Source organism: Streptomyces sp. NBC_01750, assembly GCF_035918095.1.
GTDB lineage: Bacteria > Actinomycetota > Actinomycetes > Streptomycetales > Streptomycetaceae > Streptomyces.
In genome coordinates this window covers 5,085,480-5,109,719 of sequence record NZ_CP109137.1, presented here as the reverse complement: position 1 = coordinate 5,109,719, position 24,240 = coordinate 5,085,480, and the positions used below count along the sequence as shown (strand labels likewise).

24 protein-coding genes are annotated in these 24,240 nt (G+C 69.9%); 10 read left to right on the top strand and 14 right to left on the bottom strand.

Annotated features, from left to right (window positions below; all coding sequences use genetic code 11):
* Positions 1-335: 335 nt before the first annotated feature.
* The 5 genes from OG966_RS23160 (at position 336) to cseC (ending at position 4,707) form a co-directional block, all read left to right on the top strand.
* Positions 336-1,250, top strand: a complete 915-nt coding sequence (locus OG966_RS23160) for an A/G-specific adenine glycosylase (protein WP_326651703.1) — start codon at positions 336-338, stop codon at positions 1,248-1,250.
* Positions 1,251-1,445: 195 nt separating this feature from the next.
* Positions 1,446-2,012, top strand: coding sequence for a SigE family RNA polymerase sigma factor (locus OG966_RS23155; RefSeq protein WP_326651702.1), 567 nt, complete (start codon positions 1,446-1,448; stop codon positions 2,010-2,012).
* The gene (locus OG966_RS23150; protein WP_326651701.1) at positions 2,000-2,671 is read left to right on the top strand and encodes a hypothetical protein; all 672 of its coding nucleotides are present in this window, start codon (positions 2,000-2,002) and stop codon (positions 2,669-2,671) included. Before OG966_RS23155 ends, OG966_RS23150 begins: the two co-directional genes overlap by 13 nt.
* Before the next feature lie 12 nt (positions 2,672-2,683).
* A complete protein-coding gene (cseB, locus tag OG966_RS23145) occupies positions 2,684-3,388 on the top strand; it encodes a two-component system response regulator CseB (protein WP_326651700.1) in 705 nt (234 codons plus the stop codon).
* Complete coding sequence (gene cseC / locus OG966_RS23140; protein ID WP_326651699.1) at positions 3,385-4,707, top strand: two-component system sensor histidine kinase CseC; 1,323 nt, start codon at positions 3,385-3,387, stop codon at positions 4,705-4,707. Before cseB ends, cseC begins: the two co-directional genes overlap by 4 nt.
* 160 nt (positions 4,708-4,867) lie before the next feature.
* On the opposite strand, the gene OG966_RS23135 is transcribed toward cseC, so the two are convergent.
* A complete protein-coding gene (locus tag OG966_RS23135) occupies positions 4,868-6,445 on the bottom strand; it encodes an MDR family MFS transporter (protein WP_326651698.1) in 1,578 nt (525 codons plus the stop codon).
* A gap of 105 nt (positions 6,446-6,550) precedes the next feature.
* Between OG966_RS23135 and OG966_RS23130 the strand changes: the two genes are divergently transcribed.
* A complete protein-coding gene (locus tag OG966_RS23130; RefSeq protein ID WP_326651697.1) occupies positions 6,551-7,111 on the top strand; it encodes a TetR/AcrR family transcriptional regulator in 561 nt (186 codons plus the stop codon).
* Between the two features lie 40 nt (positions 7,112-7,151).
* On the opposite strand, the gene OG966_RS23125 is transcribed toward OG966_RS23130, so the two are convergent.
* Positions 7,152-7,835: a M23 family metallopeptidase gene (locus tag OG966_RS23125; RefSeq protein ID WP_326651696.1), complete on the bottom strand. Its 684-nt coding sequence runs from the start codon at positions 7,833-7,835 to the stop codon at positions 7,152-7,154.
* Between the two features lie 537 nt (positions 7,836-8,372).
* Here OG966_RS23125 and dacB point away from each other — a divergent pair.
* Entirely contained in the window at positions 8,373-9,971 is a 1,599-nt protein-coding gene (dacB, locus tag OG966_RS23120; RefSeq protein ID WP_326651695.1) for a D-alanyl-D-alanine carboxypeptidase/D-alanyl-D-alanine endopeptidase, read from the top strand.
* A gap of 83 nt (positions 9,972-10,054) precedes the next feature.
* On the opposite strand, the gene OG966_RS23115 is transcribed toward dacB, so the two are convergent.
* Positions 10,055-12,580 carry an ATP-dependent Clp protease ATP-binding subunit gene (locus OG966_RS23115; protein WP_326651694.1) on the bottom strand — a complete coding sequence of 842 codons (2,526 nt, stop codon included), beginning with the start codon at positions 12,578-12,580 and terminating at the stop codon, positions 10,055-10,057.
* 432 nt (positions 12,581-13,012) lie between these two features.
* Here OG966_RS23115 and OG966_RS23110 point away from each other — a divergent pair, with 432 nt between their 5' ends.
* Positions 13,013-13,591 carry an SCO3374 family protein gene (locus OG966_RS23110; protein ID WP_326651693.1) on the top strand — a complete coding sequence of 193 codons (579 nt, stop codon included), beginning with the start codon at positions 13,013-13,015 and terminating at the stop codon, positions 13,589-13,591.
* On the opposite strand, the gene OG966_RS23105 is transcribed toward OG966_RS23110, so the two are convergent.
* The 10 genes from OG966_RS23105 to OG966_RS23060 form a co-directional block, all read right to left on the bottom strand.
* On the bottom strand, positions 13,570-13,905 hold the full coding sequence (locus tag OG966_RS23105; RefSeq protein ID WP_326651691.1) for a histone-like nucleoid-structuring protein Lsr2: 336 nt from the start codon (positions 13,903-13,905) through the stop codon (positions 13,570-13,572). The two genes, OG966_RS23110 and OG966_RS23105, sit on opposite strands and share 22 nt — an antisense overlap.
* A gap of 143 nt (positions 13,906-14,048) precedes the next feature.
* Positions 14,049-14,570, bottom strand: coding sequence for an amino-acid N-acetyltransferase (locus OG966_RS23100; protein WP_326651689.1), 522 nt, complete (start codon positions 14,568-14,570; stop codon positions 14,049-14,051).
* Positions 14,571-14,579: 9 nt separating this feature from the next.
* Entirely contained in the window at positions 14,580-14,975 is a 396-nt protein-coding gene (locus OG966_RS23095; RefSeq protein ID WP_326651688.1) for a BlaI/MecI/CopY family transcriptional regulator, read from the bottom strand.
* A gap of 102 nt (positions 14,976-15,077) precedes the next feature.
* A complete protein-coding gene (locus tag OG966_RS23090; RefSeq protein WP_326651687.1) occupies positions 15,078-15,251 on the bottom strand; it encodes a hypothetical protein in 174 nt (57 codons plus the stop codon).
* A gap of 15 nt (positions 15,252-15,266) precedes the next feature.
* Entirely contained in the window at positions 15,267-15,866 is a 600-nt protein-coding gene (locus OG966_RS23085) for a hypothetical protein (protein WP_326655332.1), read from the bottom strand.
* A 107-nt stretch (positions 15,867-15,973) separates the two neighbouring features.
* Positions 15,974-16,771: a type III pantothenate kinase gene (locus OG966_RS23080; protein WP_326651686.1), complete on the bottom strand. Its 798-nt coding sequence runs from the start codon at positions 16,769-16,771 to the stop codon at positions 15,974-15,976.
* A complete protein-coding gene (gene nadC / locus OG966_RS23075) occupies positions 16,771-17,799 on the bottom strand; it encodes a carboxylating nicotinate-nucleotide diphosphorylase (RefSeq protein WP_326651685.1) in 1,029 nt (342 codons plus the stop codon). The genes OG966_RS23080 and nadC overlap by 1 nt, the downstream gene beginning before the upstream one ends.
* Before the next feature lie 2 nt (positions 17,800-17,801).
* A complete protein-coding gene (locus OG966_RS23070) occupies positions 17,802-19,499 on the bottom strand; it encodes an L-aspartate oxidase (RefSeq protein WP_326651684.1) in 1,698 nt (565 codons plus the stop codon).
* On the bottom strand, positions 19,496-20,506 hold the full coding sequence (gene panC, locus OG966_RS23065; RefSeq protein WP_326651682.1) for a pantoate--beta-alanine ligase: 1,011 nt from the start codon (positions 20,504-20,506) through the stop codon (positions 19,496-19,498). The genes OG966_RS23070 and panC overlap by 4 nt, the downstream gene beginning before the upstream one ends.
* On the bottom strand, positions 20,503-21,423 hold the full coding sequence (locus OG966_RS23060; protein WP_326651681.1) for a Rossmann-like and DUF2520 domain-containing protein: 921 nt from the start codon (positions 21,421-21,423) through the stop codon (positions 20,503-20,505). The genes panC and OG966_RS23060 overlap by 4 nt, the downstream gene beginning before the upstream one ends.
* 133 nt (positions 21,424-21,556) lie before the next feature.
* Here OG966_RS23060 and OG966_RS23055 point away from each other — a divergent pair, with 133 nt between their 5' ends.
* On the top strand, positions 21,557-22,699 hold the full coding sequence (locus OG966_RS23055; RefSeq protein WP_326651680.1) for a threonine aldolase family protein: 1,143 nt from the start codon (positions 21,557-21,559) through the stop codon (positions 22,697-22,699).
* Positions 22,700-22,791: 92 nt separating this feature from the next.
* Here OG966_RS23055 and OG966_RS23050 read toward each other — a convergent pair whose 3' ends face one another.
* Positions 22,792-23,007, bottom strand: a complete 216-nt coding sequence (locus OG966_RS23050; protein ID WP_326651679.1) for a hypothetical protein — start codon at positions 23,005-23,007, stop codon at positions 22,792-22,794.
* A 104-nt stretch (positions 23,008-23,111) separates the two neighbouring features.
* Between OG966_RS23050 and OG966_RS23045 the strand changes: the two genes are divergently transcribed.
* Positions 23,112-24,236, top strand: coding sequence for a DUF5937 family protein (locus OG966_RS23045; protein ID WP_326655331.1), 1,125 nt, complete (start codon positions 23,112-23,114; stop codon positions 24,234-24,236).
* Positions 24,237-24,240 lie beyond the last annotated feature (4 nt).

Sequence of the window (24,240 nt, the reverse complement as noted above, 5' to 3'; positions counted from 1 at the left end):
CGACTCGGTAAGTTCCACGGATCATCATCCCGGACGGACCGGCCCCACCGCCGGCATTCATCAGGGTGTGCTCCGATCGGTCGCTATGGGTGACCGTCTGCGCGTGACAGGTACGGTCCGTGACCATCGACAGCGTCGCCCGCGGCATCCACGGTCGCGGTGGCGTTCCTCTTCACCCTCCCGCCGGCCCGGCGGGCGCGGGCGACGATCACCATGCGTACGAGCTGTGAGGGCTTCGTGGTCCGGTCCGCCGGACCGGGCCGCGGCCGACAGGCGGCGGCCCCCCGGAGCGTAAGCACCGTCCGGTAGCCATGACGTGCCAGGATCGGAGTGCCATGACTGACACCACCGCAGACCCCGCCATCGCCACGTCCGACGCGGCCTCCCTCCACGCCCCCGTCATCGCCTGGTTCGACAAGAACGCCCGCGACCTCCCCTGGCGCCGCCCCGAGGCCGGTGCCTGGGGTGTGATGGTCAGCGAGTTCATGCTCCAGCAGACCCCGGTCAGCCGGGTGCTCCCCGTGTACGAGCGGTGGCTGGCCCGCTGGCCGCGCCCCGCCGATCTCGCGGCCGAGGCGCCCGGCGAGGCCGTCCGCGCCTGGGGCCGGCTCGGCTATCCGCGGCGCGCGCTGCGGCTGCACGGGGCCGCGCAGGCGATAACGGAGCGACACGGCGGCGATGTACCCAGCGACCATGGGCAGTTGCTCTCGCTGCCCGGAATCGGTGAGTACACGGCGGCCGCGGTGGCCTCCTTCGCGTACGGGCAGCGGCATGCCGTCCTCGACACCAATGTCCGGCGGGTCTTCGCCCGCGCCGCGACCGGCATCCAGTACCCGCCGACCGCGACGACAGCGGCCGAGCGCAAGCTGGCCCGTGCACTGCTCCCGGAGGAGGAGTTGACCGCGGCCCGCTGGGCGGCGGCCTCCATGGAGCTGGGCGCGCTGGTGTGCACCGCGAAGAACGAGGACTGCGCGCGCTGCCCGATCGCCGAACGGTGCGCCTGGCGGCTGGCCGGGAAACCCGCCTACGAAGGTCCGGCGCGCCGCGGCCAGACATACGCGGGCACCGACCGCCAAGTGCGCGGCAAGCTCCTCGCCGTACTGCGTGAGGCGGTGGCTCCGGTCGAACAGGCGGCGCTGGACGCGGTCTGGCACGAACCGGTGCAGCGGGCGCGGGCGCTGGAGGGGCTGGTCGCCGACGGCCTCGTCGAGCACTTGGAGGACGGTGTCTACCGCCTCCCTCTCGGCTGAACCCGCGCCCGGTCCGCATCCGGCCCCACGGCCGTTTCCCACCCGAACCGCACCTGAAACCTCCGCTGTTACACAACCGATGGACGGCCGTGCGCCCGCCGACGGCTGCTCCGCACAGTGCCGTGACAAGTCCTCCGTAGCTTCTTGGGACGTAAGGCAAGGCAGTGGCTTGTCACGGGGACGGAGGCGGTTGGAATGGCGCACGGCGAGGTGCTCGAATTCGAAGAGTACGTACGCACTCGGCAGGAGGCGCTGCTGCGCAGCGCCCGGCGTCTCGTCCCCGACCCGATCGACGCGCAGGACCTGCTGCAGACCGCTCTGGTCCGCACGTACGGCCGCTGGGACGGCATCGCGGACAAGTCGCTCGCCGACGCGTACCTGCGCCGCGTGATGATCAATACGCGTACGGAGTGGTGGCGCGCCCGCAAGCTCGAAGAGGTCCCGACCGAGCAGCTGCCCGACGCGAGTGTCGAGGACGGCAGTGAGCAGCGCGCGGACCGCGCCCTGCTGATGGACATTCTGAAGGTGCTGGCGCCCAAGCAGCGCAGCGTTGTGGTGCTGCGACACTGGGAGCAGATGAGCACCGAAGAGACGGCTGCCGCACTCGGTATGTCGGCCGGTACGGTGAAGAGCACGCTGCACCGGGCGCTCGCCCGGCTCCGCCAGGAGCTGGAGAGCCGGGACCTGGACGCCCGTGCCCTTGAGCGGGCCGAAGTGCGGCGTGAGCATGACGAACGGGGGCAGGAGCGGTGCGCGGCCTGACAGGCAGAAGCGGCAGCAGGGCAAGGGCGGCGAGCGGCGCGGCAGTGGCCGGGCTCGCCGCCGTCGGCCTGTTCACCGTCGCCTGCTCCACGGGCGGCTCCGGCGTGCAGGACGAGGGTGCGGCCCATGCCGATGCGGCGGCCAAGACCACCCCCTCCCCGGTCACGTCCTCCGGCAGCGCCGCGCGGAAGCCCGAGAGTGTCAACGCGGTGAAGCTGATCATGAGTGACCCGAAGGTCAGCGAGCGGGTCAAGGCCGACCTCAAACCGTGCGGCCGGGACTCGTACCCTGTGGACACCTCGTACGGGAACCTCACCGGCGGGACCTCGCCCGATGTCGTCGTCAATGTGCTGACGTGCGGGGACGCGGTCGGCATGGGCACGTACGTGTACCGCGAGAACGGCGACAAGTACGAGAACGTTTTTGCGGCCGAGGAACCGGCGGTGTACTCCGCGATCGACCGGGGGGACCTGGTGGTGACCAAGCAGGTGTACACCAAGGGCGATCCGGTGACCGAGCCGTCCGGCGAGGAAGTGACCACGTACCGCTGGTCGGGCGGCAGATTCGCCCAGCAGTACTGGGTACGCAACGAATTCAGCAGAACAGTCGGTGAGGGCGAGGCAGTCGCACCTGACCCAGCCACAACGAGCGAGAACTGAGGCAGCAGCAGGATGGCCGAGACCCATGTCCTCTTCGTCGAGGACGACGACGTCATCCGTGAGGCGACCCAGCTCGCGCTGGAGCGTGACGGCTTCGTGGTCACCGCGATGCCCGACGGGCTGCTCGGCCTGGAGGCGTTCCGCGCCGACCGGCCGGACATAGCGCTGCTCGATGTGATGGTCCCGGGCCTGGACGGGGTGAGCCTGTGCCGCCGTATCCGGGACGAGTCGACCGTGCCCGTGATCATGCTGTCGGCGCGTGCCGACTCGATCGACGTGGTGCTCGGCCTGGAGGCCGGCGCCGACGACTATGTGACGAAGCCCTTCGACGGCGCTGTGCTGGTGGCCCGCATCCGCGCGGTGCTGCGCCGCTTCGGGCACGCGGGCGGACCGGTGGGCGGCGGGTCCGACCCTGCCGGGCAGCAGGAACAGGGCGCGCTGTCCTTCGGCGATCTGGAGATCGACACGGAGGGCATGGAGGTACGCAAGGCCGGTGAGCCGGTGGCGCTGACGCCGACCGAGATGCGGCTGCTGCTGGAGTTCTCCGCCACGCCGGGCACCGTGCTCTCGCGCGACAAGCTGCTCGAACGGGTCTGGGACTACGGCTGGGGCGGCGACACCCGGGTCGTGGACGTCCATGTCCAGCGGCTACGCACCAAGATCGGGCAGGACCGGATCGAAACGGTCCGCGGCTTCGGCTACAAGCTCAAGGCATGAAGCGGCTCGTACTGCGCACCGGCATCCGTTGGAAGATCAGCATCTCGATCGCGGCCGTCGGCGCGCTGATCGCCGTGGCGCTGAGTCTTGTCGTGCACAACGCCGCACGCGTCTCGATGCTGGACAACGCCCGCGATGTGCAGATGGACCGGGTGCTGCTCGCGCAGCGCTGGTACGAGACGTCCAAGAACAAGGACCCGCGCTTCAACACGAAGGTCAACGACCCCGCGCTGCCCAAGGACCTGCAGAAGCTGATGCGGGAGAAGCGTCGCGGCAGCTACGTGGCAGAGAGCCACCGCGGCACGCCCGACATCTGGGCGGCCGTGCCGCTTGCCAACGGCGACGTCCTCTCCCTGCACAGCCAGTTCGCCGGCCGCAGCGCCACCGTCATGAAGGACCTCGACCGGGCGCTGATCATCGGCTCGGTCTCGGTGGTGTTCGGCGGCTGCGCGCTCGGCGTGCTCATCGGCGGACAGATCTCGCGCCGGCTGCGCAAGGCTGCCGCGGCCGCCGGCCATGTCGCTCAGGGCAATACCGGGGTTCGGGTACGGGACGCGATCGGCGGCGTCGTACGCGACGAGACCGACGACCTCGCCCGCGCCGTCGACGCGCTGACCGACGCGCTGAACGAGCGCATCGAGGCGGAGCGCCGCGTCACCGCGGACATCGCGCACGAGCTGCGCACTCCGGTGACCGGGCTGCTCACGGCGGCCGAGCTGCTGCCGCCGGGCCGTCCCAGTGAGCTGGTACGGGACCGGGCGCAGGCCATGCGCACGCTCGTCGAGGACGTACTGGAGGTGGCGAGGCTCGACAGTGCGTCGGAGCGGGCCGAACTTCAGGAGATCGCGCTCGGGGAGTTCGTCAGCCGCCGGATAGCCCTGCTGAACACCGATGTGGTGGTCCGGGTGGTGCACGAGTCCTGGGTCAGTACCGATCCGCGGCGGCTCGAGCGCATCCTTTTCAATCTGCTGGCCAACGCCGCCAAGTACGGCGCTGCGCCGATCGAGGTCACGGTCGAGGGCCGCGTGGTGCGGGTCAGGGACCACGGCCGCGGCTTCCCCGAGGAGCTGCTGCGCGAGGGCCCGAGCCGCTTCCGTACGGGCGCCAGCGACCGCGCGGGCACGGGCCACGGCCTGGGCCTGACGATCGCGGCCGGCCAGGCCCGCGTCCTCGGTGCGCGGCTGACCTTCCGCAATGCCGCACCGGAAGGCACCGAGACGCCGCTGGGCCAGTCCGGCGGTGCGATCGCGGTGCTCTGGCTGCCCGAGCACGCGCCGACCAACACCGGCAGTTTCCCGATGATGCCGTTGCCGCACTAGCCGCTACCGGCCCCGGCCGCCGCCGGTTCGCGCCGCCACCGGCCTTCGGGCCACCGGGCTAGCAGGACCGACGGCCCCCGGCGCGCACAACGGATGTGCACACCGGGGGCCGTCGGCCTGGGAGGTGGTACGAACCGCGAAGCTGCCCGGACCGTGCCGCTCAGACGGTCTGCGCCACCTTGTCCTCGGAGGCACCGGAAGTCTCGTCCGCGGTCGCGGGTCCCGCGCCGCGAAGCGGCACCTCCTTGACGAAGAAGGCCGCGAGGAAGCCGAGCACCGCGACCGCCGACCCCAGCAGGAAAGCCGCGTGCGTGCCGGACGCCACCGCGGACTCGTACGCCTCACGCACCTGGTCCGGCACCTTCGCCAGGCTCGCGGCGTCCAGCTGCGCGGAGCGCTCCGTGATCTGCGATCCGCCCCGGGACCCCATCTCGTCCTGGACCCGGCCGGTGAAGAGCGCGCCCATGATCGCGACGCCGAAGGAGCTGCCGAGGGTACGGAAGAGGGTGGCCCCGGAGGAGGCGACGCCCATGTCCTTCAGCTCGACGCTGTTCTGCGCAACCAGCATGGTGATCTGCATCAGGAAGCCCATGCCGGCGCCGAGCACCGCCATGTAGATCCCGGAGCTCAGCCGCGAGGTCTCGGTGTCCATGGTGGAGAGCAGGAACAGGCCCGACATCATCAGCCCGCCGCCGATGATCGGGAAGATCCGGTACTTGCCGGTGCTGGTGGTGACCCGCCCCGCGATCATCGAGACGACGAGCATCGACAGGAGCATCGGCAGCAGGAGCAGACCTGAGTTGGTCGCCGACGCACCCTGTACGGATTGCTGGAACAGTGGCAGGAAGAGCACCGCGCCGAACATCACGAAGCCGGTCAGGAAACCGATCACCGACATCAGCGTGAAGTTGCGGCTGCGGAAGATGTGCAGCGGCATGATCGGCTCGGCGGCCCTGGTCTGGGAGAAGACGAAGCCGGTGAGTGCGGCCACGCCCATCGCGATCAGCTCCATGATCACGGCCGAGTCCCAGGCGTACTCCGTGCCGCCCCAGGTCGTGACCAGCACGATGGAGGTGATGCCCAGGGTCAGCAGCCCTGCGCCCAGATAGTCGATCCGCGCGTCGGTCCGCTTCTTCGGCAGATGGAGCACGGCGGTGACCATCGCGAGCGCGACGGCGCCCAGCGGCAGGTTGATGTAGAAGCTCCAGCGCCAGCCGAGGTGGTCGGTGATGGTTCCGCCGGCCAGCGGTCCGCCGATCATGGCGATGGCCATCACGGCGGCCATCATGCCCTGGTACTTGCCGCGCTCGCGCGGCGGTACCAGATCTCCGATGATCGCCATCACGCCGACCATCAGGCCGCCCGCACCCAGTCCCTGGATGGCGCGGAAGCCGATCAGCTGCCCCATGTCCTGGGCCATACCGCTCAGTGCCGAGCCGATCAGGAAGAGCACTATGGCGGTGAGGAAGACGCCCTTCCGCCCGTACATGTCACCGAGCTTCCCCCAGATCGGGGTGGAGGCGGCGGTGGCCAGGGTGTACGCGGTGACCACCCAGGACAGATGCTCGAGCCCGCCGAGCTCGCCGACGATGGTCGGCATCGCGGTTCCGACGATCATGTTGTCGAGCATGGCCAGCAGCATCGCGATCATGAGCGCCAGGATCACGACCCGCACGCTGCGCGGCTGAGGCCGAGCCTCGGCGCCCTGCTGTTTCTCGACGTTCGCTCTACCGGCCATCGTTCCCACTCCCCGACACTTACTTGCCGCCCGGCTAGTTGACTACACTGGGGAAGGTAGACCCGTAACTAGCCGGGCGTCAAGTAAGTTCTCAGGAGAGCCGACATGGCCAGAGGCAACACCCGCCAGCGCATCCAGGACGTGGCCCTGGAGCTCTTCGCCGAGCAGGGTTACGAGAAGACGTCTCTGCGCGAGATCGCCGAGAGGCTCGAGGTCACCAAGGCGGCGCTGTACTACCACTTCAAGACCAAGGAAGACATCCTGATCAGCCTCTTCCAGGACCTCACCAGGCCGATGGACGAGCTGATCGAGTGGGCGCAGACGCAGCCGCACACCCTGGAGACAAAACAGGAGATCCTGCGCCGGTACAGCGAGGCCCTCGTCGGCGCCGCCCCGCTCTTCCGCTTCATGCAGGAGAACCAGGCGACGATGCGCGATCTGAGCATCGGCGAGACCTTCAAGGACCGCATGCTGGTGATGCTCGAGCTCATCAAGGACCCGGAGGCCGCTCTGGCCGACCAGGTCCGCTGCATCAGCGCGCTCTTCACGATGCACGCCGGAATGTTCGTGCTCAAGGACGTCGAAGGCGACCAGGAGGACAAGCGCAAGGCCGTCCTCGAGGTCGCCATCGATCTGGTGAGCCAGGCTCACGGCGTCACGGGCTGACGCGGGGTGCCGCTGGTGCGGTGCGGTGCGGTGCGGTGCGTCAGACGGTGACGCCCGCGGCACGCAGGAAGGCCATCGGGTTGACCGCGGAGCCGTAGTCCGGGGTCGTACGGATCTCGAAGTGCAGGTGCGGGCCCGACGAGTTGCCGGTGTTGCCGGACCGGGCGATGTCCTGGCCCGTCTTCACCGTCTGGCCGGCGCCGACGTTGATCTTCGACAGGTGGGCGTACTGCGAGTAGTTGCCGTTGGCGTGCTTGATCACGATGGCATTGCCGTACGCGGAACCGTCGCCACCGCCGTTCGGGCCGGCCTTCACGACGACACCACCGTGGGCGGCCTTGACCGGGGTGCCGACCGGGACGGCGAAGTCCTGGCCGGAGTGCTTGTGCGACCACATGGCGCCGCCCTGGTTGAAGCTCGCGGACAGCGTGTAGCCGGCAACGGGCTTGACCCAGGCGACGGCCTTCTTGGCGGGCTTGGCCTTGACGGCCTTCGCCGCGGCGACCTTGACGGCCTTCGCGTTCGCGGTGGCCTTGGCGGGTGCGCCGGCCTGGGCGGCCACGGCAATGGCGGGATTCGCGACTGCCGTCCTGCCCGCATCGGCGGAGGCGACACCCGCACCGGCTCCGACGACCATCACGGCGCCGATTCCGGCGGCCACGACGGCACCACGGGTACGGAGCACGGACGGGCGGAGACGGTGGTTGATGACGCTCTTCGACATACGGGGTGAACCTCCGGGCATGAACGGACCCGGCGCACTCGCACCGGGCTGGCCATCCCTTGGTAGCCGATGCGCCCACTTCCACTCAAACCCCCCATCTACGACATTGCGTCGTAGTCATAGCGTCGCAAATCAGACTCTTGACACCTTCCAGGACTGATCGGGATCTCTGCCGGAGAGAGGTTGAAATATCCCCAGAGGCGGAGGTTTAACCGCACATACAAGCCGAGCGGGGCCGCCATCAAGCACGGATGAGCGCGACTCTCCGACCGATGTGCCGAAACTCCCGCCACAGCCCGGACCGAGGACCCCCGCCGGGAGTCGAACCGTGCTCCTATTGCGGCTAGTAGGGCCGGATGGGCGTGTGTGGCTTGTCACGGACCCGGCGCCGGTGCGGGCCCTGGAATGTTGCCCACGACACACCAACTCCCGAGTCAGAAATGCCCCTTTCACCCCAAATGAGCACCTGTAAGCCGGTCTCACACGACCGATCCGCGTCCTTCCCGCCGACCCCGCCCTCCGGGATGCTCCTGTGCCATGAGTAGACCCGTGATTCACACTGACCGGCGCCTGAAGCGCCACGGCTGGATCTGGCCCGTCGTCATCGGGCTCGTCTGCACACTCACCTGGAGCGCGCCTGCCGGGGCGGGCCCCTCCGACACCGGACTCAAGGGCGCCATCGACAAGATCCTCGCGGACGCCCGCATGGACGGCGGAGCCGCGAGCGTGGTGATCGCCGACGCCGCCACCGGGGAGCGGCTCTACCAGCGGGACGGCACCGACCGCCTGATGCCCGCCTCCAACACCAAGCTCGCCACCTCCACCGCCGCCATGGCGCTGCTCGGCCCCGGCTACCGCTTCCGTACCGACGTCCTGTCCACCGGCAGCCGCCACGGTTCCGTCCTCCGCGGCGACCTCTACCTGCGCGGCGGCGGCGACCCCACCACCCTCGCCGTGAACTACGACCGGCTCGCCGCCGATCTCGCCGCTTCGGGCATCACGCGCGTCACCGGCCGCCTCGTCGCCGACGACACCCGCTTCGACACCCAGCGCCTGGGCCGTTCCTGGGCCGCTGACGACGAATCCTCGTACTACTCCGCACAGATCTCGCCACTCACCGTCGCGCCCGACACCGACTACGACTCCGGCACGGTCATCGTCGAGGCCCTCCCGGGCGCCGAGCCCGGAGACAAGCCGCAGGTCAAGATCACCCCGCCGACCGACTACGTACGCCTCGACATCCGCGGCACCACCGTCCCGGCCGGCCAGGCCGACACCCTCGCCGTCGAGCGGCAGCACGGCACCAACACGATCACCGTCAGCGGGAACACCCCGGTCGGCGCGAGCGCCACCAAGGAGTGGGTGACCGTCTGGGAGCCGACCGGCTATGCCGCCGCGGTCTTCTCCGACGCGCTCGGCCGGCACGGCGTACGCCTCACCGGCGGTCCCCGCCCGGGCCGCCCCACCCCGCCCGGCGCCACGCTCCTCGCCTCGCACAGCTCCATGCCGCTCAAGGAGCTGTTGCTCCCGTTCATGAAGCTCTCCAACAACATGCACGCCGAGACGCTGACCAAGACGATCGGCTACGAGACATCGGGCCGCGGCACCTGGGACGCCGGGCTGGCAGCCATCCGCGGCTATCTGGAGAAGGAGGGCGTGAAGACCACCACCATCCGCCAGTTCGACGGCTCGGGTCTGACCCGGATGAACCTCTTCCCGGCCGAACAGCTCGCCACGCTGCTGCTGTCCGTACGGGACGCACCCTGGTACGCAGAGTGGTACGCGTCCCTGCCGGTCGCCTGCAATCCGGACCGCGCCGTCGGCGGCACCCTCCGCTCCCGGATGTGCGCCACGCCCGCCGCTCTCAACGCCCGTGGCAAGACAGGCTCGTTGACGGGCGCATCGGCCCTCTCGGGATTCGTCACGGACGCCGGCGGGCGTGAGCTCGTCTACAGCGTCGTCCTCAACAACTACCTGGCCTCTTCGGTGAAGAGCATCGAGGACGCGATCGTCGTCACGCTCGCCTCGTCCGACACGGCACACGGCACGATCACCGCCGTACCGCCGAAGGCCGCGCGGGGCACCGAGCCGCCGGGCGACCTCGAATGCTCCTGGCTGAAGCCGAAGTTCTGCTGAACCGCAGACGGAAAAAGGGGCTGCCCCGGACCGTACGAGTTGTACGGTCCGGGGCAGCCCCTCTGATCAGCTGCTCAGAACGCCTACGCGTCCTTCGACAGGTTCGGACCGGCTCCGCCGGCCGCCTGCTCGATCGGCGGGACGTCCGGCAGTGCCGACTTCTCCTCGCCGCGGAAGGTGAACTTCTTCTCCTCACCCTCGCCCTCGGTGTCCACGACCACGATGTGACCGGGGCGCAGCTCGCCGAAGAGGATCTTCTCCGACAGGATGTCCTCGATCTCGCGCTGGATCGTCCGGCGCAGCGGCCGGGCGCCCAGGACCGGGTCGTAGCCCTTCTTGGCGAGGAGCGACTTGGCCGTGGGGCTGAGCTCGAGGCCCATGTCACGGTCCTTCAGGCGCTCATCCACCTTGGCGACCATGAGGTCGACGATCTGGATGATGTCTTCCTCGGTGAGCTGGTGGAAGACCACCGTGTCGTCGACACGGTTGAGGAACTCGGGCCGGAAGTGCTGCTTCAGCTCTTCGTTGACCTTGACCTTCATCCGCTCGTAGTTCGACTTGACGTCGCCCTGAGCCGCGAAGCCCAGATTGAAGCCCTTCGAGATGTCCCGGGTCCCGAGGTTGGTCGTCATGATGATGACCGTGTTCTTGAAGTCCACGACGCGGCCCTGGGAGTCGGTCAGACGACCGTCCTCCAGGATCTGCAGCAGGGAATTGAAGATATCGGGATGGGCCTTCTCGACCTCGTCGAAGAGGACGACGGAGAACGGCTTCCGGCGCACCTTCTCGGTGAGCTGTCCGCCCTCTTCGTAACCCACATATCCGGGCGGGGAACCGAAGAGACGGGAAACCGTGTGCTTCTCGCTGAACTCCGACATGTCGAGGGAGATCAGTGCGTCCTCGTCGCCGAAGAGGAATTCGGCGAGCGTCTTGGACAGCTCGGTCTTACCCACACCGGACGGGCCGGCGAAGATGAACGAGCCACCGGGACGCTTCGGGTCCTTCAGACCGGCTCGCGTACGGCGGATCGCCTGCGAGAGGGCCTTGATGGCGTCCTTCTGCCCGATGACGCGCTTATGAAGCTCGTCCTCCATGCGCAGAAGCCGCGAGGACTCTTCCTCGGTCAGCTTGAAGACGGGAATACCGGTGGCCGTGGCGAGGACCTCGGCGATCAGCTCGCCGTCGACCTCGGCGACGACGTCCATGTCGCCGGCCTTCCACTCCTTCTCCCGCTTGGCCTTCGCCGCCAGCAGCTGCTTCTCCTTGTCACGGAGCGAAGCTGCCTTCTCGAAGTCCTGGGAGTCGATCGCCGACTCCTTGTCGCGGCGGACTCCCGCGATCTTCTCGTCGAACTCGCGGAGGTCCGGCGGCGCGGTCATCCGGCGGATGCGCATCCGGGATCCGGCCTCGTCGATCAGGTCGATCGCCTTGTCCGGCAGGAAGCGGTCCGAGATGTACCGGTCGGCCAGGGTGGCGGCCTGGACCAGCGCCTCGTCCGTGATGGAGACCCGGTGGTGCGCCTCGTAACGGTCGCGCAGACCCTTGAGGATCTCGATCGTGTGCGGCAGCGACGGCTCCGCCACCTGGATGGGCTGGAAGCGGCGCTCGAGGGCCGCGTCCTTCTCCAGGTGCTTGCGGTACTCGTCGAGCGTCGTCGCACCGATGGTCTGCAGCTCACCGCGGGCCAGCATCGGCTTGAGGATGCTGGCGGCGTCGATCGCGCCCTCGGCGGCACCCGCACCCACCAGGGTGTGGAGCTCGTCGATGAACAGGATGATGTCGCCGCGGGTGCGGATCTCCTTGAGAACCTTCTTCAGGCGCTCCTCGAAGTCACCGCGGTAGCGGGAGCCGGCGACCAGCGCGCCGAGGTCGAGGGTGTAGAGGTGCTTGTCCTTGAGGGTCTCGGGCACCTCGCCCTTGACGATGGCCTGCGCCAGGCCTTCGACGACCGCCGTCTTGCCGACGCCGGGCTCGCCGATGAGGACCGGGTTGTTCTTCGTACGGCGGGAAAGCACCTGCATGACCCGCTCGATCTCCTTCTCGCGCCCGATGACCGGGTCGAGCTTGGACTCACGAGCGGCCTGGGTGAGATTCCGGCCGAACTGGTCCAGGACGAGCGAGGTCGAGGGCGTGCCCTCGGCCGGGCCGCCGGCAGTGGCGGCCTCCTTGCCCTGGTATCCGGAGAGCAGCTGGATGACCTGCTGCCGCACCCGGTTGAGATCGGCGCCCAGCTTCACGAGGACCTGGGCTGCGACGCCCTCGCCCTCGCGGATCAGGCCGAGCAGGATGTGCTCGGTGCCGATGTAGTTGTGGCCGAGCTGGAGGGCCTCGCGGAGCGACAGCTCCAGGACCTTCTTGGCACGAGGGGTGAAGGGGATGTGCCCGGACGGGGCCTGCTGGCCCTGGCCGATGATTTCCTCCACCTGCTGGCGGACCGCCTCGAGCGAAATCCCGAGGCTCTCCAGGGCCTTAGCGGCGACACCCTCACCCTCGTGGATAAGGCCCAGGAGGATGTGCTCGGTGCCGATGTAGTTGTGGTTGAGCATCCGGGCTTCTTCCTGAGCCAGGACGACAACCCGCCGCGCACGGTCGGTGAACCTCTCGAACATCGTTAATCGCTCCTCAGAGCGGTCAGGCAGTAAGGGGTCGGTCCCCTCCCTGTCCTTCCGCAGCTTAGTCCCGCAAGCGGGGACCGCTCATTCCAACTGCCGACACCCGTCTGTGGCCTCCTGACCGCTGAACGCCGACAACTGGTCCAACTCGATGGTGCGAGACGATGTTCCCGCAGGCCAGGCAGTTACCCTCGTCACCGCTACGCCGATGGCGAACGTGAGACGGCCAAACAGGCGTGTCGCCCCTCCCCACTAGGAATGTCTTACCCGTAATAACTGGCACTCCATGCAGCGCGCACCGGTTCCCCTCAGCTACGGGCGAACAACTTTGCGCCCTCGAATGGGCTTGTACGCCCCCAACGCCGACACTGAGTGCAACCGAACCTCAACTCTGCGTAACTCTCGAGCCGGGTCGGGAGTTCCCGGGGTATGGCCTTCACCGTCCCGCTCCCCCGTGCGCCCTTCGACGGCGGCATCGCGCAGTGGTACGAGAACGAGCTGGGCTGGGCCGTGGCGGACGGGGCCCCGGTGCAGCTGCTGACCGGGCTGCGCTTCGACGTACTGGAGCTGCCCGCGGACGCAGGCGCAGCTGTGCTGCGCCGGACGGAGCCCGCCGGGCCTGTGGCCCTCATGGGGCAGCGAATGCGGCTTCTGGTGGCCGTGGGGAGCGCGGACGAGCTGCCTGGGCTGCTCGACTGGCTGCAGTGGGGCGGGATCGCTCTCGATCTGACCGCCATCGGCGCGGGCGGACGGATGACCGCCCCGCCGCCGCCCGGATTTTCCCGCTCGCGGGAGGCCGCCGTATGGCTGCGGCCCCCCGTGCCGGGACGCGAGGTGGAGCCGACGTTGCCGGCGCTTGCCCCATTCGGGCACAGTGCCGGGTCCGGCGGGGGAATCAGCCCCGATCTCGTGCGACTCGTGGACACAGCGGCGACCGAGTGCCACCGGGCCCGTCTGCTGCGTACGAATACGCCGCATACGAATACTCAGCCGTTGGCCTTCTCGTAAGCCTCACGCACCGTGGCCGGGACGCGGCCGCGATCGTTGACCTCGAAGCCGTTCGCCTTGGCCCAGGCGCGGATTTCGGCGGTGTCCTTGTTGCCCCCGGCCGCCGCGCGTGCCTTGCCCCGACCGGCCGCGGCACGGCCGCCGGTACGCCGGCCACTCTTTGCGAACGGCTCGAGCAGACCACGGAGCTTGTCCGCATTGGCGGTGGTGAGGTCGATCTCGTAGGTCTTGCCGTCCAGAGCGAACGTCACGGTCTCGTCCGCCTCGCCGCCGTCGAGGTCATCGACAAGAAGGACCTGAACCTTCTGTGCCACCGGATTTCCTTTCATCGAAAATGCAGTACGCGGAAAGGAAACCGCTTTTCCCTGGAAAACACAAACCCTTGGCAGAGGTTCAGAACCTCAAGAACGCGGGAAACGTGCGCGATTCGGACATAGGGATCCGCCTCTAGTGGCGATCACAGGTGCAGAAGCATCCGGCTGTTGCCCAGGGTGTTCGGCTTCACTCGTTCGAGCCCGAGGAACTCGGCGACGCCCTCGTCATAGGAACGCAGCAGCTCGCTGTAGACATCTCCGTCGACCGGTGTCTCACCGATCTCGACGAAGCCGTGCTTCCCGAAGAAGTCGACTTCGAAGGTGAGGCAGAAAACTTTGCTCACTCCGAGCCGGCGGGCGGTCTGCAACAGCTTGTCGAGCACGTGATGGCCGATGCCGGTGCCCTTGAACGCGGGATCCACCGCGAGAGTGCGCACTTCGGCCAGGTCTTCCCAGATGACATGCAGCGCACCGCAGCCGACCACCTCGGCATCCTCGTCGCGTTCCGCGACCCAGAACTCCTGGATGGCTTCGTAAAGCGTCACCGTTGCTTTGTCGAGCAGGATGCCTTCACTCACGTACGGGTCGACGAGTCGGCGGACCGACGGCACATCGCTGGTCCTGGCCCGCCGGACGGTGATGGCATTTGCTGCGGCATAAGGCATGGCCCGACGCTATCGCCCCTGCGCGGTCCCACCGTCGGCGGCCTCGTCGCCCTGAACGATGCGGACGGCGGCAAGGAGAGCTTCACGCTGCTCGGGCGACATCATGCCGAAGAAGGCGACAAGTGCGGCCGCGGGGTTGTCACTCTTGGACCAAGCTTCGTTCATGAGTGCGGCCGAGTAGGCGGCACGGGTGGAGACCGCCGTATATCGATAGGCGCGGCCTTCGACTTCCCTGCGAACCCAGCCCTTCTGATGGAGATTGTCCATTACCGTCATGACGGTGGTGTAGGCGATGGACCGTTCCTGCTGAAGGTCTTCGAGGACTTCCCGGACCGTGACCGGCCGGTTCCATTGCCAGACGCGTGTCATGACGGCGTCTTCCAGCTCTCCCAATTGGCGGGGCACAGCGCCACCATAGTCGGAGATGTCGGAATGGCTGGTTATTGACGTAACAAAAAGGACGTACGGGTGTAAATCGCCCGTACGTCCTCGATGCCGATGTGCGCGTCAGTCGCCGCGGACGGCCTGCTGCGTCGACTCCGCGCGAGCGAGCGCGGCGTCCACGATCGCGTCCTCCTTGGCCTTGTTCGGACCACCCTGGCTCTTGACGATCGTCACGACCAGGCCGATGAAGAAGGCGGCCATCACCACGGGGGGCAGGAGCGCGGATACGTAGTCCATGGCACCCAAGAGTAGCTATCCGGCGGCCAGCTGTTCCGGTGGGGGCACGGGCTTGCGACGCGGCGGGAAGGCCTCGGAGGGCTTCGGGACCGGACGGTCGGCGGGCACCGGCGCCTTGGGCTGCGGTTTCTGCTGCGGTTTCTGCTGCGGCTTCGGTTCGTCGGCGGCGGCGCGGCCGCCGGGGAGCGCCAGCAGACGGGTGCGCGGGGCCGGGGCGGCGGGCGAGGGCGCGGCCTCGACCGGCCGGCCGGCCAGCCGGGCCCGTACCGACGCTTCGGCGAGCGTCTGGCAGCGGTGCAGCACGGCGGCGCCGGCCGGCGTGCCGCGCAGGGTGCGCAGCGCGGCCAGATCCTCCGGGCGGGGGTCGTAGCCGCCTGCCAGGGCGTCCTGGAGGAGCTCCAGATAGCCCGCGGCGGAGCCGGGAAGCGCTGCGCGGTAGCGGGCGAGGTCGGCGTGGAGGAACGCGCGCAGCCGGCCCGCCTCGCGGACCGCCTCGTCCACGGAATCGGCCAGACGCAGACAGTCCTGGATGTCCTCGTCGGCGAGAAGGGCAGGGTGGAGGGCGACGGCGAGGGCACGTCGGAGCACACGCAGCTCGTCTGCGCCGAACGCCATTCCGCCGCGGGGTCCGTATGGCGTGGGCATGGGCCGACGATACGTGCCAAAGGGACAAAATCTGGTTAATGCGATGAGTTCCGGCGCGGCGGAGTACCGCGCCGGGCTCACATACGCGAGACGTTCCGCTCGTAGACCAGACGCAGACCGATCAGCGTCAGCCAGGGCTCGTGCTCGTCGATCGCGGAGGACTCGCCGAGCACCATCGGAGCGAGACCGCCGGTCGCGATCACGGTCACGTCGTCCGGGTCGTCGGCGAGCTCGACCTTCATCCGTCCTACGACACCGTCGACCTGGCCCGCGAAGCCGTACACGATGCCGGCCTGCATGGCCTCGACGGTGTTCTTGCCGATCACGCTGCGCGGGCGGGCCAGTTCGATCTTGCGGAGCTGGGCGCCCTTGACGCCGAGCGCCTCGACGGAGATCTCGATGCCGGGCGCGATCACACCGCCCGCGTACTCGCCGCGCGCGCTGACGGCGTCGAAGGTCGTCGCCGTACCGAAGTCGACGACGATCGCCGGGCCGCCGTAGAGGTCGACGGCGGCGACCGCGTTGATGATGCGGTCCGCGCCCACCTCCTTGGGGTTGTCCATCAGGATCGGCACACCGGTCTTGATTCCGGGCTCGACGAGGACGGCCGGGACGTCGCCGTAGTAGCGGCGGGTCACCTCGCGCAGCTCGTGCAGCACGGAAGGAACGGTGGAGCAGATCGCGATGCCCTCGATGCCGTCGCCCAGTTCGTCTCCGAGCAGCGGGTGCATGCCCATCAGGCCCTGCAGCAGGACGGCGAGTTCGTCGGCGGTGCGCCGGGCGTCGGTGGAGATGCGCCAGTGCTCGACGATCTCCTCACCGTCGAACAGGCCGAGGACGGTATGGGTGTTGCCGACGTCGATCGTGAGCAGCATCAGATGCCTGCCTCGCGCAGGTCGAGGCCGATGTCGAGGATCGAGGAGGAGTGCGTCAGCGCGCCCACCGCGAGGTAGTCGACGCCCGTCTCGGCGTACGAACGGGCGGTCTCGAGGGTGAGGCGGCCGGAGGACTCGAGCGCGGCACGGCTCGCGACGAGCGCGACGGCCTCCTCGGTCTCGGCCGGGGTGAAGTTGTCCAGCAGGATCAGGTCCGCGCCCGCGTCGAGGACTTCGCGGACCTGGTGCATGGTGTCCACCTCGACCTCGATCGCGAGGTCCGGGAACTGCTCCCGTACGGCCTTGAACGCCTGCGCGACGCCACCCGCCGCCACCACGTGGTTGTCCTTGACGAGCGCGGCGTCGGACAGCGACATGCGGTGATTGACGCCGCCGCCGCAGCGCACCGCGTACTTCTCCAGCGCGCGCAGGCCCGGGGTGGTCTTGCGGGTGTCGCGGACCCTGGCCTTGGTGCCTTCGAGCACGTCGGCCCAGGCACGGGTCGCGGTCGCGATGCCGGAGAGGCGGCACAGCACGTTGAGCGCGCTGCGCTCGCCGGTGAGCAGGTCACCGGTGTTGGTGGTGACGGACAGCAGCTTCTGGCCTGCTTCGACGCGGTCACCGTCCTCGACGTGTCGCTCCACCTCGAACTCGTCGGTGCAGACGATGGACAGGATCGCCTCGGCGATCTGCAGGCCGGCGACCGTACCGGCCTCGCGGGCGGTGAAGTCGCCGGTGGCGACGGCGTCCGCGGGGACGGTCGCCACGGTCGTCACATCCACGCCGCCGTCGAGATCCTCGCTGATGGCGAGGTGGGCGATGTCCTCGACCTGTACGGGGTCGAGGCCCGCGTCGAGCAGAAGCTGCGCGAGGCCGGGGTCGAGGCCGCACTCCAGGTCGTCGTAACCCTCCTCGCCGGCGGCGCAGCCGCAGGCGTCCGAGCAGCCGCCCGCCGGGGCCGCTGCGGGTGCGCCGATCTGGATCAGCGGTACGTCCACGGGACGCGGACGTTCTTCGGGCGTGCTCACGGTTACGGCTCCCTGGGGGCGTCGGGGACAGTGGGGGCGAATGCGGTGTTCTCGGTGCGGCGAACGACCAGGCTGCGGTCCGGCGCGAGGCGTACGACGAGATGGCGGCGCCACTCGGCGTCGTCGCGGTCGGGGCGGTCCTCGCGCCAGTGGCAGCCGCGCGTCTCCTCGCGCTCCAGCGCGGCGGCGGTCAGGACACGGGCCACGCACAGGAGGTTGGAGGTCTCCCAGGTCTCGACTCCGGGTTCGGCCGTCTTGCCCGAACCTTCCTGGTTCTGCACGGCGTTGCGGTGTACGGCGCCGAGCGCGGCCGCCGCCTCGGTCAGGCTCTGCGCCGAGCGGAGCACACCCGCGCCGTGGGACATGATCCGCTGGATCTCGGCGCGCGCCTCGGGTGCTATGAGCGGCAGGACGGAGGGGGTCGCGGGCGCGGCGGGCGGGCCGGCCCGGAGCGGGGCGCGGGAGGCTATGTCGGTGGCGATGCGCTCGGCGAAGACCAGGCCCTCCAGAAGGGAGTTGGAGGCGAGGCGGTTCGCGCCGTGTACTCCGGTGCAGGCGACCTCGCCGCAGGCGTACAGGCCCGGGACGGTGGTGCGGCCGTGCAGGTCGGTGCGTACGCCGCCGGAGGCGTAGTGGGCGGCCGGGGCGACCGGGATGGGCTCGGTGACCGGGTCGATGCCGTGGGCCCGGCAGGCCGCGAGGATGGTGGGAAAGCGCTGCTCCCACATCTCGGCGCCGAAGTGGCGGGCGTCGAGGTACATGTGCGCGACGCCCTGTTCCTGCATCCGGCGCATGATGCCCTTGGCGACGATGTCGCGAGGGGCGAGCTCGGCCAGCTCGTGCTGCCCGAGCATGAAGCGGGTGCCGGACGCGTCGACGAGATGGGCGCCCTCGCCTCGTACCGCCTCGGAGACCAACGGCTGCTGGCCCTCGGAGTCCGCGCCGAGGAAGAGCACCGTCGGGTGGAACTGCACGAATTCGAGGTCGGAGATCTCCGCACCGGCACGGAGCGCGAGCGCGACACCGTCACCTGTGGAGACCGCGGGGTTGGTGGTGGCGGAGAAGACCTGGCCCATGCCCCCGGTGGCCAGGACCACGGTCGGGGCATGGACGGCACCGACGCCGTCGTGCTGGCCCTCGCCCATGACATGGAGGGTGATTCCGGCCGTACGGCCGTCGGCATCCGTCAACAGGTCCAGGACCAGGGCGTTTTCGATGGTGCGCAGCTCGCTGGCGTGTACCGCCTCGACGAGCGCGCGGGAGATCTCGGCGCCCGTCGCGTCGCCTCCCGCGTGCGCGATACGGCGCCGGTGGTGGCCGCCCTCGCGGGTGAGCTCGATCTCACCGGCCTCGGAGGTGTCGAAGTGCGCGCCGGTGGCGATCAGCCGGCGTACGGCGTCGGGACCCTCGGTGACCAGGGTGCGGACCGCGTCCTCGTCGCACAGGCCCGCGCCCGCGACCAGGGTGTCGTCCAGATGCTGCTCCGGGGTGTCGCCGTCGCCCAGCGCGGCGGCGATGCCGCCCTGCGCCCAGCGCGTGGAGCCGTCGTCCAGGCGGGCCTTGGTGACCACGACCGTGCTCAGCCCGGCGGCCGTGCAGCGCAGCGCGGCGGTCAGACCCGCGACTCCGGAGCCGACCACGACGACGTCGGCCTCGATGGCCCAGCCGGGGGCGGGGGCGCTCAGCCGTATTCCGGTCATGCTGGGGCTCCGAAGGTCAGGGGGATGTTGTCGATCAGGCGCGTCGCACCGACCCGCGCGGCGACCGCGAGGATCGCCTCGCCGGTGTGGTCGTCCGGGACCTCGGTGAAGGTCGCCGGGTCGACGAGGGCCAGATAGTCGAGGACGAGAGGCGGTTGGGCGCGCGCGGCCTCGTCGAGGACGGCGCGGGCCGCGGCGCGGACGGCGGGGACGCCGCCCGGTCCTGCCTGGGCCACCGCGTGCGCGTCGGCCGCCGCTCGGGCCTCACCTATCGCGGAGAGCGCGGCGGCACGTGCGACGGTGCCGTGGGTGGCCTCGGCGCGCGCGTGCAGGGCGTGTTCGGCGGCGAGGCGGTCGTGCGCCGCGAAGAGGGACCTGGACAGGGCGAGGGCGGTACGGCGCCCGTCGGCCGACAGGTAGCGGTTGCGGCTGGAGAGCGCGAGGCCGTCGGCCTCACGGACGGTCGGTACGCCGGCGATCTCGACCGGGAAGTTCAGATCGAGGACCATCCGGCGGATCAGCGCGAGCTGTTGCGCGTCCTTCTGGCCGAAGAAGGCCGCATCGGGGCGGGTGAGGTGCAGGAGCTTGGCGACGACGGTGAGCATGCCGTCGAAGTGACCGGGACGACAGGCCCCTTCGAGCCGCTCGCCCATCGGGCCCGCGGTGATGCGGACCTGTGGTTGGCCCCCCGGGTAGACCTCGTCGGCCGAGGGCGCGAACACGACGTCTGCGCCTGCCTGTTCGGCCGTCTTGAGGTCGGCGTCGAGAGTACGGGGGTAACGGTCGAGGTCCTCGCCCGCACCGAACTGGAGCGGGTTGACGAAGACGGTGACGACGACGAAGCCCGTGCTGCCGACGTGCTCGCGGGCGGCGCGGATCAGGGTGGCGTGGCCCTCGTGGAGAGCGCCCATGGTCATGACGACGGCGGTGCGGCCGGGGACGGCGCGGTGGCCGAGGACGTCGTCCAAGTCCTGAAGAGTCGGCACGAGTTCGAAATCGCGGCTCATCGGGTGTCCCCCTCGGCGAGAACGCCCAGCAGGTCCTCGGCGAGCTCCGGTTTGAGCAGACCATGAGCGAGCGCCCGGTCGGCGGTGGTACGGGCCATCGCCAGGTACCCGGCGACCGTCGCGGGCGCGTGCTTGCGCAGCTCCGCGACATGCGCCGCGACGGTGCCCGCGTCGCCGCGCGCGACCGGTCCGGTGAGCGCGGCGTCGCCGGAGCGCAGGGCGTTGTCGAGGGCGGCGCCGAGCAGCGGGCCGAGCATCCGGTCAGGGGCGGTGACCCCCGCCGTACGCAACAGCTCCATCGACTGGGCGACCAGGGTGACGAGGTGGTTCGCGCCGAGGGCGAGGGCCGCGTGGTAGAGCGGGCGGGCCTCCTCCTCGATCCACTCGGGCTCGCCGCCCATCTCGATGACGAGCGCCTCGGCGGCCAGCCGCAGCTCCTCGGGGGCGGTCACTCCGAAGGAGCAGCCGGCCAGCCGCTGGACGTCGACGCCGGTCCCGGTGAACGTCATCGCGGGGTGCAGCGCCAGCGGCAGCGCGCCGGCCCTGGTGGCGGGGTCGAGCACCTTCGCGCCGTACCGCCCGGAGGTGTGCACAAGCAGCTGTCCGGGTCGTACGGCGCCGGTCCCGACGAGCCCGTCGACCAGCGCGGGCAGCGCGTCGTCCGGGACGGTCAGCAGCACCAGCTCGGCGCGGGCGAGGACCTCCGCGGGGGTCACCAGCGGTACGTCGGGGAGCAGTGCGGCAGCGCGTCGTACGGAGGCGTCGGAAACGCCGGAGACGGCGACCGGGCGGTGGCCGGCGAGCTGGAGCGATGCGGCGAGGGCCGGGCCGACGCGGCCTGCTCCGACGACGCCGACAGTGAGTCGGGCGGGGCGGTCCCGCGGGTCGAGCGGTTCCTGTGGTGCTGTGGCATTCACGCGGCGGGGCCTTCCGTTCCAGTCCGCGGGGGGTACCGGACGATTTCACGTCATGCTACGCCAGCGTTTCCCGAGGCCTTCGAGTTGTCCACAGGCTGTGGGCGGCGATCGGCCGCCGGTGGATGATCGGTGCATGACTGAGGAGATCGAGAAGGACGAGCGGCACCGCAGGCTCGCCGCCTGGCGGGCGTCGGACCGGGTGCTGTGGCGGGCCTCCGCGGACTACCGGGTCGGCGACCGGCTCGCGGCGCTGGCGGCGGACGCGGGCGAGGTGTACGACCTGGACGAGTGGACGGATGTATACGGCAACGGGGTCGTCGCCGAGCTGGAGGAGCGGGCGGCGCGGCTGCTCGGGTTCCCGGCCGGGGCGTTCTTTCCGACCGGGACGATGGCGCAGCAGGTGGCGCTGCGGTGCTGGGCGGGGCGTACCGGGAATCCGACGGTCGCGCTGCATCCGACGGCGCATCCGGAGAGGCACGAGCGGGGCGCGTTCGGTGCGGTGAGCGGGTTGCGGACGGTGCACCCGACGCACGAGCCGCGGCTGCCGACAGCGGCGGAGGTACGCGACTTGGACGAGCCCTTCGGCTCGCTGATGCTGGAACTGCCGCTGCGGGACGCGGGTTTCGTACTGCCGTCGTGGGACGGACTGGTCGAGGTCGTGGAGGCGGCGCGGGAACGCGATGCAGTGGTGCACTTCGACGGCGCGCGCCTGTGGGAGTGCGCCCCGCACTTCGGCCGCCCGCTGGATGAGATCGCGTCCCTCGCGGACAGCGTCTACGTGTCCTTCTACAAGTCCCTGGATGCGCTCTCCGGCGCGTTGCTGGCGGGCCCGGAGGACATGGTGGCCGAGGCCAGGACCTGGCGGCACCGGTACGGCGGCCAGGTCTTCCAGCAGTACCCGGCGGCCCTGTCCGCGCTGCTGGGCCTGGAGCGGGAGCTGCCTCGGCTCCCGTCGTACGTGTCCCACGCGAAGGTGGTCGCGGCGGCGCTGCGCGAGGCTTTCACGGAGGCGGACGTCCCGTGGTTCCGGGTCCACCCTCAGGAGCCGCACACGCACCAGTTCCAGGTCTGGCTCGGGTACGAGGCGGACGCCCTGAACGAGGCGGCGGTGCGCCAGGCGGAGGAGACGGGCGTGACGCTCTTCAGGAGGTGGTTCACCGAGGGCTGCCCGCCTGGGGTGTCGGTGACGGAGCTGACGGTGGCGGCGGAGGGGCTGGAGTGGACGGGTGAGGACGTGAGAGCGGCGGTGGCGGAGTTCCTGCGGAGGGTCGGGTAGTCGGCCGCTCCCGACCGGGGCTCGGCCGGACGCCCTCGGCCGGGTCCGGGCCGGGCCCCTCTGCCGGGGCTCGGCCAGGGCTCGGCCGGGGCTCAGCCGCAGTTCGCCGCGCGCGGGTGCAGCAGGCGGGTCAGCGCCGCCCGGATGCGGCCGTGGGAGCGGTGACCGGCGAGCACCGCGTGGAAGCGGCGGTAGTCGCGGAACTCCCGGACCATCTGCCAGTCGTTCAGGCCCGGCTGCGGCGGAGCCTGCTCGCCCCGCTGCGCCGCGCGGTAATTGTCGATCATGTACTGATGCATGGCGTTCATGCATGTACGCTGCGCCCGCCCCGCGTATTCCGTCGCGTCGATTGACGAGCCCCGTCAAATGGCGCGAGAGGCGCCCCGTGCACCCGCACCATGGAGGCGTGAGCGTGTCCATAGATATCGCGGGGCTGCCCCCCGAGCGCATCGTCTTCGAGATTTCCCCCCTCGCCGAGCTGGGTGTGGCGCTGCACGCGCTCGCCGAACCCGGGCACCATCCAGGGCTGCACGGCTGGGCCACGGCGACCGCCGCCGGGCTCAAGCCGGACCTTGCGGACCGGCTGCACGAGGCCGACTTCCTCTGGCGGTCCACCTTCTCGGACGTCTTCATGCCGTTCGCCGGGCTGCCCGCGGCCCTCAGCACAGCCTGCGGCCCGACCGGCGCCTGCTTCGCCGAGGAGCTGGACATGCTCGACCGGCTCGACGACGAGCGCTTCGTCGCCGCGGCCCTGGAGTTCACCTGCGCCAGTACGTACGGGACCCCCAGCCCGTCCGCCCTCACCGACCCCGCCCGGCGCGAGCGCGCACTCGAACTCGCCGCCACCCGCGGCCCCAAGCAGCTCGACTTCACCCGTCGGCTGCTGGACGACCCCGCCTCCGTACGCACCTGGGTGCGGCGCCTCTTCGAAGACTGCAACCAGTCCTTCTTCGCCGACACCTGGCGACGCGTCCGCCCCCAGCTCGCCGCCGACGCCCGCCACAAGACCGAGCTGCTGCGCCGCAAGGGCCTCGCCGAGGCGCTGCACGCGGTCTCCCCCGCGCTCGCGGTGGACGAGGACCGGACACGTATCAGTGCCGACAAACTCGCGGACGGGCGGACGACCGCCGTCGACCCCGCCGTCGGCGCCGGACTCTCCCTCATACCGTCCAGCTTCGGCTGGCCGCATCTCATGGTGCTGCACGCGCCCGGCTGGCGGCCGGTGATCCACTACCCCGTCGGCTCACCCGAACTCCCGGGCCCCGCCCCCGTGGAGCTGTTGAAGCTGCGGATGGAAGCGCTGGCGCACCCCATGCGCATGCGGCTGTGCCGCAACCTCGCCCGTGCCCCGTACACGACCGGCGAACTGGCGGACGAGTACGCGATCACCGCGCCCGAGGTCTCCCGCCATCTGGCCGTGCTGAAGAAGGCCGGGCTGATCTCCACGCGGCGGCGCGGTCGCTACGTCCTGCACCAGCTGGACGTCTCCGCCGTCGCCCGGCTCGGCAGCGACTTCCTGGAAACGGTGCTGCGTTAGGAGC

Excerpts from the sequence above, each read along its gene's own strand:
- OG966_RS23130 (WP_326651697.1), top strand. The coding sequence starts at position 6,551 with ATGGCCAGAGGCAACACCCGCCAGCGCATCCAGGACGTGGCCCTGGAG.
- OG966_RS23115 (WP_326651694.1), bottom strand. The coding sequence starts at position 12,580 with ATGTTCGAGAGGTTCACCGACCGTGCGCGGCGGGTTGTCGTCCTGGCT.
- OG966_RS23110 (WP_326651693.1), top strand. The coding sequence starts at position 13,013 with ATGGCCTTCACCGTCCCGCTCCCCCGTGCGCCCTTCGACGGCGGCATC.
- cseB (WP_326651700.1), top strand. The coding sequence starts at position 2,684 with ATGGCCGAGACCCATGTCCTCTTCGTCGAGGACGACGACGTCATCCGT.
- OG966_RS23050 (WP_326651679.1), bottom strand. The coding sequence starts at position 23,007 with ATGAACGCCATGCATCAGTACATGATCGACAATTACCGCGCGGCGCAG.
- OG966_RS23160 (WP_326651703.1), top strand. The coding sequence starts at position 336 with ATGACTGACACCACCGCAGACCCCGCCATCGCCACGTCCGACGCGGCC.
- OG966_RS23100 (WP_326651689.1), bottom strand. The coding sequence starts at position 14,570 with ATGCCTTATGCCGCAGCAAATGCCATCACCGTCCGGCGGGCCAGGACC.
- dacB (WP_326651695.1), top strand. The coding sequence starts at position 8,373 with ATGAGTAGACCCGTGATTCACACTGACCGGCGCCTGAAGCGCCACGGC.
- OG966_RS23055 (WP_326651680.1), top strand. The coding sequence starts at position 21,557 with ATGACTGAGGAGATCGAGAAGGACGAGCGGCACCGCAGGCTCGCCGCC.
- OG966_RS23085 (WP_326655332.1), bottom strand. The coding sequence starts at position 15,866 with ATGGCGTTCGGCGCAGACGAGCTGCGTGTGCTCCGACGTGCCCTCGCC.
- panC (WP_326651682.1), bottom strand. The coding sequence starts at position 20,506 with ATGAGCCGCGATTTCGAACTCGTGCCGACTCTTCAGGACTTGGACGAC.
- OG966_RS23070 (WP_326651684.1), bottom strand. The coding sequence starts at position 19,499 with ATGACCGGAATACGGCTGAGCGCCCCCGCCCCCGGCTGGGCCATCGAG.
- OG966_RS23125 (WP_326651696.1), bottom strand. The coding sequence starts at position 7,835 with ATGTCGAAGAGCGTCATCAACCACCGTCTCCGCCCGTCCGTGCTCCGT.
- OG966_RS23155 (WP_326651702.1), top strand. The coding sequence starts at position 1,446 with ATGGCGCACGGCGAGGTGCTCGAATTCGAAGAGTACGTACGCACTCGG.
- cseC (WP_326651699.1), top strand. The coding sequence starts at position 3,385 with ATGAAGCGGCTCGTACTGCGCACCGGCATCCGTTGGAAGATCAGCATC.
- OG966_RS23090 (WP_326651687.1), bottom strand. The coding sequence starts at position 15,251 with ATGGACTACGTATCCGCGCTCCTGCCCCCCGTGGTGATGGCCGCCTTC.
- OG966_RS23135 (WP_326651698.1), bottom strand. The coding sequence starts at position 6,445 with ATGGCCGGTAGAGCGAACGTCGAGAAACAGCAGGGCGCCGAGGCTCGG.
- OG966_RS23080 (WP_326651686.1), bottom strand. The coding sequence starts at position 16,771 with ATGCTGCTCACGATCGACGTCGGCAACACCCATACCGTCCTCGGCCTG.